At 46.0% G+C, this 12,640-nt stretch carries 7 protein-coding genes; 5 read left to right on the top strand and 2 right to left on the bottom strand.

All coding sequences use genetic code 11. From position 1 onward, the window contains the following. Together IQ270_RS15075 and IQ270_RS15070 are read right to left on the bottom strand one after the other, a co-directional pair. The coding region (locus tag IQ270_RS15075; protein ID WP_193973991.1) for a four helix bundle protein at positions 1 to 369 on the bottom strand (369 nt) is incomplete at its 3' end. Between the two features lie 67 nt (positions 370 to 436). Continuing rightward, the gene (locus IQ270_RS15070; RefSeq protein ID WP_193973990.1) at positions 437 to 2,110 is read right to left on the bottom strand and encodes a methyltransferase domain-containing protein; all 1,674 of its coding nucleotides are present in this window, start codon (positions 2,108 to 2,110) and stop codon (positions 437 to 439) included. A gap of 50 nt (positions 2,111 to 2,160) precedes the next feature. Between IQ270_RS15070 and IQ270_RS15065 the strand changes: the two genes are divergently transcribed. From IQ270_RS15065 to IQ270_RS15045, 5 genes are all read left to right on the top strand, one after another. Next, on the top strand, positions 2,161 to 2,364 hold the full coding sequence (locus IQ270_RS15065) for a hypothetical protein (protein WP_193973989.1): 204 nt from the start codon (positions 2,161 to 2,163) through the stop codon (positions 2,362 to 2,364). Positions 2,365 to 2,480: 116 nt separating this feature from the next. Further along, positions 2,481 to 6,458: a glycosyltransferase gene (locus tag IQ270_RS31095; RefSeq protein ID WP_228056385.1), complete on the top strand. Its 3,978-nt coding sequence runs from the start codon at positions 2,481 to 2,483 to the stop codon at positions 6,456 to 6,458. 149 nt (positions 6,459 to 6,607) lie between these two features. Further along, complete coding sequence (locus IQ270_RS15055; protein WP_193973988.1) at positions 6,608 to 7,357, top strand: peptidylprolyl isomerase; 750 nt, start codon at positions 6,608 to 6,610, stop codon at positions 7,355 to 7,357. An 80-nt stretch (positions 7,358 to 7,437) separates the two neighbouring features. Then, complete coding sequence (locus tag IQ270_RS15050; RefSeq protein WP_193973987.1) at positions 7,438 to 10,455, top strand: peptidase domain-containing ABC transporter; 3,018 nt, start codon at positions 7,438 to 7,440, stop codon at positions 10,453 to 10,455. A gap of 135 nt (positions 10,456 to 10,590) precedes the next feature. Then, positions 10,591 to 12,597 carry a chromosome partitioning protein ParA gene (locus IQ270_RS15045; RefSeq protein ID WP_193973986.1) on the top strand — a complete coding sequence of 669 codons (2,007 nt, stop codon included), beginning with the start codon at positions 10,591 to 10,593 and terminating at the stop codon, positions 12,595 to 12,597. Positions 12,598 to 12,640: the final 43 nt, after the last annotated feature.

Here is a 12,640-nt window from a genome sequence, read left to right as displayed (position 1 = left end):
GTCTGAGGAATGGTGAATCATGTTCACTAACATAGCGAGAATTTGGTCGTAAGCTAGGTCGAGTTCTTGGCCAGATTGAATATCTAAATAATTGCACTTGACAGCAAACTCAATCCAGGTTTGAGTTTCAGCCGCTTCGGCTTCAGAGTCGCTTAACTTAGCCACAAAAGCTGCTTCATAACGGCGTTTTTTCCAAGCCTCAGCTAAATTAGCACATACAGAGCGCGATGAACGACGTATCTGGTCGGTTAATGAAAATCTCTCTTCAACAGGAAACTTTTTGCTTAAATTAAAAATATGCATGGCAGCATTAAGCACCTGTTGATATACTTGCAAATCCCGATGACTTTGAATTCGTTGATTGCTCATCTTCTCCTCATATGAGTTTCACCTAAATAATTATTGTCAATCTATCTCCCCCTCTCCCCCTCTACATTTAGTTGCTAAATAACTCCGGCAATCTTCCTCGCAACTCAGCATTCAAACGCGGCAACTCGTCCCGCATTTGCAAGTACCAATCTCGCCGCTGCCGGTAGTGCCCGCACAGCAAGCGGTTGTCGCGCACCCATTCGTAAGCATTCGCGGCTATTTCTTGGCGCATAGAAGTATCGTCAATTAGCGAATTTAGCTTAATTTCAAACTCTTTTTCACTTCTATAAATTAATCCGGTTTCACCTTCAACAATCGAATCTTCGTACACGGTGGGACTTGCCAAAACAGCAACTCCCCGCGCCGCACATTCAATAAATTTTAAATCCGATTTCATTTCGTTAACCGGGTTGTCAACGAGCGGTAGCAAAGCTATATCGCAACTGTACATGATTTCTTGATACCGTTCGTAAGTGCAAAATGGCTCAAGTTCTTTGTGCTTTATTTCCAAGGATTCAAAAAATCTGCTGTCGTGAATTACTTTAACTCGAATTCGATGTTTGTGTGCTGCTAAAACTCGATTGAGCGCTGCCAGAATCGGCTGCCAATCTTTTTCGCGGTTGAGCGCACCAAAAAATATGGTGACTGCATCTGCTGTCGGGTAAATTCGCTGCGGGGGCAAATAAGCTAATTGATTGGGAAATACGGCAACATTGGGATTGTAGTGCCGCAACATTTTTGCTAGCGGTTCAGTGGTGGTTTGAACGCAGTGACAGCCGCGATAGCTGAGGTAATTGTTGTCTGCGTATTCGCGGCGGCGGATGGGATTGTCGTCAATTTCAGCTACTATTAAGTAGTCTTGTTCCAGCAATTTTTTGAGTTGGGGAATGTAGGCGGGATATTGCATGATTGTCCGCTGCCAGATGAATACTTTTTCTTCTCCAGCTAGGGGGCTAATCAATTCTGCTGCTTTCACGCCGGAGACGGTGCGGACACCGGGAATTGTGGCGCTAAATTTGTCGGGTTCCAAAACTCGCACGCGATCGCACCCTGTCGGAGCCATAATGATAGTTTGGATCAGCAGTCTGCGGGGCGGTACGGCCGATTTGGTCGATCGCGCGATATAATATTCAGCACCCGTTTCCGTAGCAAAATCCGCCGCTGTCAGCTCTAAAGCCTTCACCATTGGATGCAGCAATTGCTGGAAGCGGACAAAAGTTTCAGTTTTGTGTCCCTTTCCTTGCAGCTCGTAAACCTGCAATCCGGCATCAGCAAATAGTGATTTAATACTTTCTAGGGTAAACCAGTGCTGCATCTTGCTGTCGGGATTTTCCCAATTTCCCCGCAACAGATTGACAATGCGCCGCCAGTATTGAGCGTTGGGGATGCTGGCGAAAATTTGCCCCTCTTGGTTGAGCAAACCACTGTACTGCTTGAGGACATCCCAGGGATTTTTGAGATAGGGTAGCAAGTCGCCAAAAATCAAACAATCGACGCTTTCGGGGGCGATTTCGAGACTTTCAACGGCAATTTCTTCAATATCGGCTACCGTCACCCAGTTTAGCCGATCGACTGCAATCTTAGCTTTTTCGCGATCGCGCTCAATACCAATATACTGACAGTGGGGATTTACCTGCTTGTATTCTTCACCAGTCAAGCCCGTACCGCAGCCAATTTCGACAACGACTTTAGCATCCGGCGGTAGCAGCTTCAAAAGGTCGTGGTTGACGCGATCGATCACTTTGTCTAAAATTCCTGATTAGTTTATCGTAAAATAAAACAGAGCCACCCATGCCAACAGACGACCAGCCGAAGGTTAGCATGGCGATGCCAGTATACAATGGCGATCGGCACATTTGTCAAGAACAAAATTTTCAGTTACCAACTCTTGCTCTTCCCTCTCTTCTCTTCCTCAGCGTACTCTGCGCCCTCTGCGATTCAATTAAATCCTGTTCTCCCGTCCAGCAAAGATTGCTACATCTTAGCAAATATTGAGAACATCAGAATTTATTCTCAACTCCTACCCTGCTAAAACGCCATTTAGAATATCAATTAATTCAGCTTTTCGACCGGAAAAATAACACAACACTTAACTCAATACATTAAAAACTATGAATCAAAATCTAGGAATTAACATCGCCGGCTACATCAACGGCGAATTTGGCATAGGAGAAGGCGTCCGAGCAAACATCCGAGCCGCCGAAGCCGCCAAAATCCCCTTTAATCTCAACAATTTTACCCGCAGTCCCCACCGCAAACAAGACACCACCTATCAAAATTTTAGCCGCCAAAATCCCCATCCCGTAAACTTAATTCAAGTCAACGCCGACGAAGTTGCAACCTTTATCAAACATACAGGCTCCAGATATTTTCAAAACAAATACAATATCGGATTTTGGGCCTGGGAAATTCCCGCATTTCCCGCCGAATGGCAGCCAGCATTCAATCACTTTCACGAAATCTGGACTTACAGCAACTATTGCGCTGAAACAATTTCCCAAGTCTCGCCAATTCCCGTAATCAAAATCCTGCCCAGTATCGCTCTCCCCGCACCTTCTCTGAACAGAGAAGCACTGAATTTACCTAAAAATAAATTTATTTTCCTATTTATATTCGACTTTTCCAGCCGCATTGAGCGCAAAAATCCTTTAGAGGCAATTCAAGCATTTAAACAAGCTTTTGGGGCAGATGACCGCGTATTGTTGATTCTTAAATCTTCCAATTCAAAGAATTTTCCAGAAGCTCAAGCATCCTTAAACTCAGCCATAGCAAACAATTCAAATATCAAACATCTAGACGGGTATTTGTCCAAAGACAAAATCAACGGTTTGCTCTACAATTGCGACTGCTACGTCTCGCTGCACCGCTGCGAAGGATTCGGCTTGACAATGGCAGAGGCGATGTTTTACGGAAAACCCGTAATTGCCACCGACTATTCATCAAATACAGAATTTATGAATGTCGGCAATAGTTTTTTAGTCAAGTATAAGTTAATCCCAATTGAGCAAGATTGCGGGCCTTACAAAAAAGGCAATATTTGGGCCCAACCGGATGTCGCACACGCTGCTGATTTAATGCAGAAAGTTTTCAACAATTCCCGGGAATCTCAACAAATTGGAGCAGTAGGTTCTGAGCAAATCAAGACTTTACTCAACCCGCAAGTTACAGGCAACAAAATTAGAAAACGTCTCGAATATATTGCCGAGATTACTGATAATTTTCAAAACTTGCCTCTGTCAGCAACAGCCAAAACAGAGCCTGCAAAAATTAAGGCTGACTTGCAATCATCACAACCCAAAACTCAATCAAAAGCACAACTGCAAAACTGGCAGCCTTTGGTGAGCATTTGCATTCCGACGTACAACGGAGAAGCGTTTATTGAGGAAACAATCAAAAGTGCTTTGGCTCAGACATATCCTAATATAGAACTGATTGTATCAGATGACGGCTCCACAGATCGCACAATTGCGATCGCCCAATCATTCCAATCCCAAACATCCGCCGACTTCCGCATCATCCTGCACCGCAACTACGGCTTATCACAAAACTGGAACTTCTGCATATCCCAAGCCAAAGGTGAATACATTAAATTTCTGTTTCAAGACGACTTGCTCGCACCAGAATGTATCGAAAAAATGGTCGCCCTCGCCCAACAAAACCCAGAAATAGGCATGGTTTTCTCCCCGCGCAGCATCACCATAGCTGACAGTGAATCCAACCCAATTTTGCGGAAAGCTTCCCAATCAATTAAAGATTTGTATAAAAGTTGGTCGAATTTAAAATCTATTCAGCCCGGAAAAGAATTGCTGGCAGATGCTAACTGCTTGAAAAACCCGATTAACAAAATTGGTGAACCGAGTACCGTCTTAATTGCCGTCCGAGTATTTGCAGAAATAGGATTATTTGATTCGGGATTGTCTCAGTATGTAGACTTAGATATGTGGTGGCGAATCATGGGCAATTATCACATCGGATTTGTAGAGGAAAAACTGTCGTCGCTCAGGATTCATCCCGAACAACAAACCTGGAAAAACTTCGCGGTTGGGGAAAATCATAAAGATGTGGTCAGATTTTACAAAAAACTATTAAATAGTCCTGATTACAGTTTCCTGAATCGCGAAATCAAAGAGAAAATTCGTCAAAAGTTGGCATTAAGAACCCAGCCCAATATATCTGACTTGTCAGTGCTGGTTGACAACTACAAAAAATCGCCCTCAAACCAGTTTCTTCTGGATAAAATGCGTCAATACCGCCAACAATTAGCGGAATATTGGTTGAATTTTCCAGCCGATAAATTAGAAAGTGCTTATTCGCAAGAAGCGGGAAAAGCTCATAAATTGCTACTAGATAGCGGTCTCAAAAATGAAACTTTAACTGAGTCAGAACAAAGTTTGGTGCAGCAGTTAGCCTCGAAACTTGCTGAAGCAGGGGAAATTGCCGATAAGATTCAATATCTCCTGGCAGCGGTGCTGTACGGCGAGGCTTATCAGTTGCCTCTAGAGTATAAAAATGCAGAGATTCCTCAGTGGTTTTTTGAGGATTTTATGAAATTTCTATTTGAGTCGCCGAATTATTTTAAAATGAGATGTTTGGCGATTGTCAATAACGGGCAAGATGCCTGTGAAGCGAGAGATGAATTTTCTGCTTGTGGAACAGGCATCTTGCCTGTTACTAAACAAGTAATTGAGAATGTTGCAAGATATCAGTTTAAACAAAAGTCGGAAATTGAAAGATACTCTGAATATTTCCAGAAGTTGATTATGTACGTCGCTGCTAATATCGCCAGTTTCCCCGATGCGGAAATTTGGCGTTATTTAGCGGCTTTTATTGCCAAAAATGTGAGCTTTCAAGCTTTGTATTTGAGCGAGGCAAATCTGCTTGATGTTTTGAGTCAGCGAGCTGATATCCTGGAATTTTATTTAAAAAATATCGGCTGTAAAATAGATTGGAATTTTGTTTGCAAAGAAGTTGGAAAAACTAAAAGTAGAGTTGGTTTTTTGCTGGATAAAATTAGTTTGACAGCAGAGATTTTTGGGGCGATTCCAGCTTTTGAATATTTAGACAGAGATAGATTTGAAGTTATCGTGTATAGTTTCCAGGTACAAGATGAGAAACTGGGTAAATATTGCGAAAGTTGCGCCGACAAACTGGTGCTACTGTCAGCAGATTTGTCGAAGCAAGTACAGGAAATTCGATCGCACGATTTAGATATTTTGTTAATCTGCACCAATATTGCCGATACATCCCAACCAGCCGCACTGCTGTGTTTGCACCGATTGGCGCGGATGCAAATGGCTACCGCCGCATCAACCCCCGCCACCACCGGAGCCCGAAATATCGATTATTTGATTGCCGGAGATTTGACATTGCCTGCAGGTGCAGCAGCAGAGTACCGCGAAAAATTAATTGCTTTAGAAGGTTCGGGATTTTGTTTGAGCTATCCGGTAGCGCCAACTGCTGCGAGGGTTGAACCGACTCGCAGCAGTTGGGGAGCAACTGATGAATCTGTAGTGTTCATCTCAGGCGCTCCTGCTTCGATAATTATCCCAGAATTGAGAGAAACTTGGGCCAAAATTATTGCTGCTGTACCGAATTCTATTTTAGTTTTGTATCCGTTTGGTTCGGGGCGAGAAAGCTGGGCGGCGGTGCCTTTTTACAACCAAATTCGATCGACCTTCGGGGAATTTGGGCTTGACAAACAGCGGATAGTTGTGATACGGGCGCTAAAAAATCGTGCAGATTGCATAAAATGTCTGAAATTGGCTGATATATATTTAGAGTCCTATCTGTGCAGCGATATCTGCTCTGTGGCAGAAGCGCTGTTGGTAGGGTTGCCAGTAGTGGCAAGAAAAGGGCAAACAGGACGATCGCGCCAATCTGTCGCAGTCCTCGAAGAACTACAACTTCCGGAACTGGTAGCAAACAGCGAGAACTCTTATATAGAGCTGAGTACAGCACTGGGAACCAACCCAAAACTGCGCCGGCACTATCGGGATCGAGTCCAGCAAACAATGGCGGCCAACCCCAAAATTCTTGACAGTCGCGCTTACTCCTACCGGATAGGCAAACTATTTGAAAGGAACCCGTAGCGAGGCAAAGCGTCAAGAAATAGACAGCAATAGCGCTAGCTTTATTGGCGCTCTGCTATCATCGGGAGATTAAGAGGTTAGTGGTTGTCGCTCTTTTCCTGCCACAGCTAAATTCAAAGGGAAAGCGCAAGTCAGTTGGAGATAAAAAAATGACAGGACTTTTTCAAATAGGCGATAAATTACTTCAAGCTCAGGATATGCCATCGCTCCTGAAGCGCTATCAGTTGATGCCCCAATTCTTGCGGGGTGTAATAGTAGACCAAGCGATCGCATCTTTCAGTTGCAGCGACGAAGAACGTCAATCCGCTGTTGAGAACTTTCTGGCACAGCACCAACTGACAGCCCCGGAAGCCAAAGAAGCTTGGCTGCGCCAACAAAATATGACGGTAGAAGAACTTCAAGAGATGGCCGTCAGGCCCTTGCTGATCGAAAAGTTTAAGCAAGAGACTTGGAGACCTAAAGTAGATAATTATTTTTTAACCCGCAAAGCCAGTTTAGACCACGTAGTCTATTCGCTGGTACGCACCAAAAATCCAGCACTGGCAAACGAACTTTACTTTCGCATCCTGGAAGGGGAACAAAGCTTTGCTGAAGTGGCACGCGACTTTTCTGAAGGGCCAGAATCCAAGTCCGGAGGCTTGTTGGGCCCAGTACCCCTCAGTCAGCCTCACCCGGCAATCAGTAAACTTTTGTCTGTCAGCCAGCCAAATCAACTGTGGACGCCGCGTCCTCTGGCAGAATGGATGGTGATTATTCGACTAGAAAAGTTCATGCCGGCCCAGCTCGATGAATCGATGCGGCTGCACTTGATTAACGAACTCTTTGAAAGCTGGCTCGCCCAACAGGTATCGCAAATTGGCCCGCTACAGCCCCTCTCTTCGGTGTCTTCAATATCATGACCGCAAACAATTGGGTATGTTGCCCCGGTTGCGCGGCCGCGACATCAATCTCAAATCAAAAATTAAAAATCTAAAATCGGATGACTTCTTCCGCTGTTTCCCTCTCCCAAATTCAGGATTTTTTAGCTAAAACACCCCCCTTTGACCGACTCTCAGAGACGGCTTTGTCGGCATTGGTGGCTAAATGCCAGCTCCTCGGCTATCAGACGGGGCAGCCCCTGTTTGAACGGGAAAAAATGCCGACTCAGGTGGCAATTATCTATCAAGGTCAGGCCAGGCTGCTGGGCTATGACCAGCGCTCACAGCGCCACGTCAGTTTGCGATTGGTGCAGTCAAAGGAAATTCTCGGCTGGGCTGGCTTGGTCAGGGGAGTTCCCTGCGAAACGGCGATCGCCTCTACAGATGTAATCGCGATCGTCTTACCTGCTGAAGATTTCCTGAACTCAGTAGAAAAACAGCCGACCTTTGGAGAAGCCTTTCGCGAACACTGTTCCTTGAGCGAAGTATTTGAACTGTTGAGCCTGGAATTGCAGCGCCAAGCTGACGGTACTTCCAATCTCAAGGAACTCACCGCGCACGCTTGGGAAGACGCGACAGTTGTCAACGTGCCAAACGGCAACAAAAAAACTCAAGACCTCGCCCAAGACTTAGATGCCGATCGAATTTGGCTCGTCAGCAGTGGCGTCTTGGGCGACTTTCCCACCGGCAGCCGCTTCTCTGTGGAAAATGCAGCCAAATCCTTGAAAGTAGAAGGCCGCGCCGGCGCGCGCTTGGTCGGCTTCCGCGAACCCCCAGAACCCCCACCCGAGCCAGATTCATTAAATGGCATAAATGGCACGGCCCAGACAGTAGCCCCTGGGTTGGAACTGCCTGCTGGAAAATCGATCGAGATTAAGAGCGCCCCCGCTCAGCCCCCAGCACCCGGAGACAACCAACCAAAGGATGGCGGGAGATATCCGGTTTTCCGCGCCAAAGGGAAAATAGATGCCCCGCTAGCTTGCTTCCAGATGTTGAGCAAGTATTTCGGGATCAAATTTCGTCGAGATATTATCCGCAAAGTTCTAGAAAATCAGTTAAAAACCGCTGGTGCTATCAGTATGCAAGCCTGCGGGGCGATCGCCCAAAGCATCGGCCTCACGCCCCAATTAGCCCAAGTCCCGGCAGATGCCATCAACCGCATCAAAGCTCCGGTAATGATTAAATGGGAAGACAGCTTTGCGATTATTTACAGCATCACCGAGCAAGAATTGGTGATGGCAACGCCCGAAAAGGGGCTGATGCGGAAGCGAGTACCTCAGTTTAAAGAAGTCTGGGGAGAAGTAGGAGAAGTCCTGCTGCTGCAAGCTCCGCAAGTCGAACAAAAAGAGCAGTTCAGCTTCTGGTGGTTTGTGCCGGCGCTGATGGAACACAAAACAGTGTTTTTTGAAGTGTTGCTAGCCTCGTTTTTTGTACAGCTATTCGGTCTTGCCAACCCGTTAATCAGCCAAGTAATTATTGATAAAGTCTTAGGTCAGCGCAGCATTGACACCTTGGATATTTTGGGGGCATTTCTGTTAGGTGTTGCCCTGTTTGAAGGACTGCTCAATGGTTTGCGTACCTTTTTGTTTATCGACACCTCAAACCGCATTGATGTCAAATTGAGTGCAGAGGTCATCGACCACTTGCTGCGGCTACCCCAGAATTACTTTGACAACCGGCGCGTGGGAGATTTGGTTTACAAATTTAGCATGATGGGCCAGATTCGGGAATTCATGACGAGTACAGCTTTGACAGTTGTGCTCGATGCAGTATTCTCGGTGGTTTACGTCGCCGTCATGCTCTCCTACAGCGTGAAGCTAACCTTCGTATCTTTGGCAGTGGTACCGGTACTGGCCTTGATGATTATTCTGATCAATCCGCTGGTGCTGCGCCTGATCAAACAAAGAAATATGCGTTTTGCTGACTCTCAATCTTATCTAGTAGAAGTAGTCAGCGGGATTCAAACTGTTAAAGCTCAAAATATTGAATTGAAATCTCGATGGGAGTGGTCGAGCCGCTACGCAAAATACATTACAGCCAGTTTTAAAACAATTATCACGGGGACTACAGCAGGTACGATTAGCAGCTTTTTAAACCAGGTGGGTAACTTGGCTCAGTTGTGGGTGGGAGCTTATTTGGTACTGGCAAATGACATGACTTTGGGTCAGTTGATTGCTTTCCGAATTATTTCGGGGAACGTGACAGGTTCGCTGCTGCGTTTTGTGAGCGTTTGGCAGAGTTTCCAAGAGGTCTCGATGTCGATCGACATGCTCAAGGATATCGTCGATAAACCGACGGAAACCAGCGATGAAGACAGGAGCAATATCCCGCTGCCGGCAATTCAAGGAGAGGTTAAGTATGAGGAGGTTTCCTTCCGATTCCTAGAAAGCGGGCCGCTGCAATTAGCCAATGTGAATTTGGAATTTCCCGCTGGCAGTTTTGTGGGAATTGTGGGGGGAAGCGGTTCTGGTAAAAGTACGGCGATGAAGCTGTTGCAGCGTCTGTACGCGCCGCTGTCGGGTCGAATTTTTATTGACGGCTATGACATTGCTAAGGTGGAACTGTACTCGCTCCGCAGCCAATTAGGGGTAGTGCTGCAAGATACTTTGCTGTTTAACTGCTCGGTACAGGAAAATATTGCTCTGAGCAATCCCGATGCGAGTACGGATGAGATTGTGCGAGCAGCAAAACTAGCGGTAGCTCACGACTTTATCATGGGTTTGCCTGCAGGCTACAATACTATAGTAGGAGAGCGGGGTGCGTCGCTTTCTGGGGGCCAAAGACAGCGTTTGGCGATCGCCCGCACCATTTTGCAAAACCCGAAACTGCTGATTTTGGACGAAGCTACAAGCGCCCTTGACTATCATTCGGAACGCCAAGTTTGCAATAACTTAGCAGAGGCTTTCGTCGGCCGCACGGTGTTTTTCATTACTCACCGCCTGACTACCATCCAAAACGCCGACATAATTATTATGATGGATCAAGGCTCTGTAGTCGAACAGGGTTCTCACAAAGAATTAATGGCTCTTAAAGGACGTTACTATTGCCTGTTCCAACAACAAGAGTCATCGAATAACTGATCGTAGGTAATCGGTAATCGGTAATCGGTAATCACTAAAAAATAATGACAAACAATAATGCCCAAGGCCCAAGGCCCAATGCCCAATGACCAATGACCAATGACCAATACCCAATACCCAATACCCAAATAACATATGGCTATGAAATCGATTACGCTTTCTGAGCAACCAATCATTCTCGAAAAACCAGCGATTTGGTCGCACTTGTTTTTGTGGATGATCATGCTGATGACCACTTCCGGTGTGGTTTGGGCTTATTTTGCTAGCGTAGAACAAGCTGTCCCGGCTGTCGGCCAATTGGAACTAAAAGATGGTGCTAGAGACATCCAAGCTCCTGCTACAGGCGCGGTAGTGAGACTTCACGTTGAAAATGGCGATCGCGTGGAAAAAAACCAGCCTCTGCTCACTTTCAACCCCCTAGCACCCGCGGCAGATTTAACGTCGATCCAGAAAACTAAAGAGGCCCTGGAAAAAGAAAATAAATTTTACGAAGATGTTGTTAACGGCAAAGTTCAAGGCCCTATTCCTTCTAACCTAGAATCCACAATCAAGGACAGACAGAGCCTCGCGGCACAAAATAAAGTGCTGCAAGCTTTGATTGACGAGCTATACCTCAACCGGGGAGCCAGCGGAAATTTTGACGCGGCTCAGCAAGGACTGTATGTTAATTATCGATCGGAATTTCTCTCTCGCGTAGCAGCAGCCCAAGGTCAAGTTCAGGAGTTGGACAAACAACTGAAGCAAGCTGAGAATGCTGAAAAAGCCGCCGGCGCTCAAATGACTGTCGCACAGCAACAATTGGGTTTTGCTCAGAACCAATTAAATTATTCTCAGCAGCAGTTAGCCTCTTCGCAAGAGCAAGTCAAATCAGCCCTGGCTCAGAAAGATTTGGCTGACGAACAGTTAGCAAAATCCCAACAAGTCTTGAAGTCTAATCAAGCCATTCTGGGCAGACTAGGCCCCCTGGTAGAGCAAGGAGCGATCGCTGAACTGCAAAAAGAAAAGCAAGAACAAGATGTTTTCAGAGGCCAAAGCGACGTTCTCAAACAGCAAGATCAAATCAAGCAGCGCGAAGGTGAAATCAACGCCCGCAAAGGGGAAATTAACACGCGCCGAGGCGAGCTCAATACCCGCCGGGGTGAAATTAACGCCCGTCAAGGTGACATCGAAAAAATTACCGCAGAAATCGAGCGCCAGCAAGGAGAACAAGCGCGCATTCAGGAGTCGATCGCCCGCGCCGAAGAACAGTTAAAAAACACTAAGGATGCTTGGGCTAGAGAACTGTACACCAAAATTGCTGAAAACGAAAAACAAATTGCCAGCAGCGATTCTCAACTAAGTCGCTTCAAAGTGGAAAACCTCAAAAAGCTGTCCGAGGTAAATGCTCAGCTAGAAAAAGCGCAGCAAACTCGCGATACTCAAGTGCTGAAGTCTCCAGTATCGGGGGTAATCTTTGATTTGAAACCTTCTAAGAAGCAGGATGCGAAGTTAAATATAGCCAACGATCCGATTTGCCAATCCATTATTAAGTCAGTGCTGAAGCCTGGGGAACCCCGCCCGAAACGCTGCGAAGAAGCTTATTACGAAGCGCAGCAAACTGAGAAGCTGCTCAAGGTTTTGGATGACGAAAACGGTCTGGAAGCAGTTGTTTACCTCGAAAACAGCAACGTAGCTTTGGTATTGGATGCCATGAGACAGAAGCGCGAGAAATTGGAGCCGTATCACGGCAAACAATTAGATGGAGAAAAAATTGATTGCGAAAAAGGTAAAAGTTGCGTTTGTCCAGAGAAAGAAGTTAACAGAGAGAAATTGGGTCTGACGAAATACGCCTGCGTACCCGTAGAAGTCAATGTTGAAGCTTTCCCGGCTATGGAGTTTGGTACTGCTGAGGGTGAAGTGAAAGACATTAGCAAGGATGCTGAGCCTCCTACCGAATTGCGGAAATACTACGCTTTCAAAACCAAAATTAAGCTCAAGAATCAAAAGTTTGTTTTGAACAAGAACAAGCCAAATCAACAGGAAGTTAACTTGCAGTCGGGAATGGCTGTAAGTTCTAATATCAATATCGGCAAGCGGACTGTTTTGCAGATGTTTATCAACCGATTTACTGGCAAACTGGATACGTTCAAGACTGTTAAGTAGCGAACTGTTGACGGTTGACTGTTGACGGTTGACTGTTGACGGT

The sequence above is a fragment of the Microcoleus sp. LEGE 07076 genome, assembly GCF_015207455.1.
Lineage (GTDB): Bacteria > Cyanobacteriota > Cyanobacteriia > Cyanobacteriales > Microcoleaceae > Microcoleus.
This window is presented reverse-complemented; position numbering and strand designations above follow the sequence as displayed.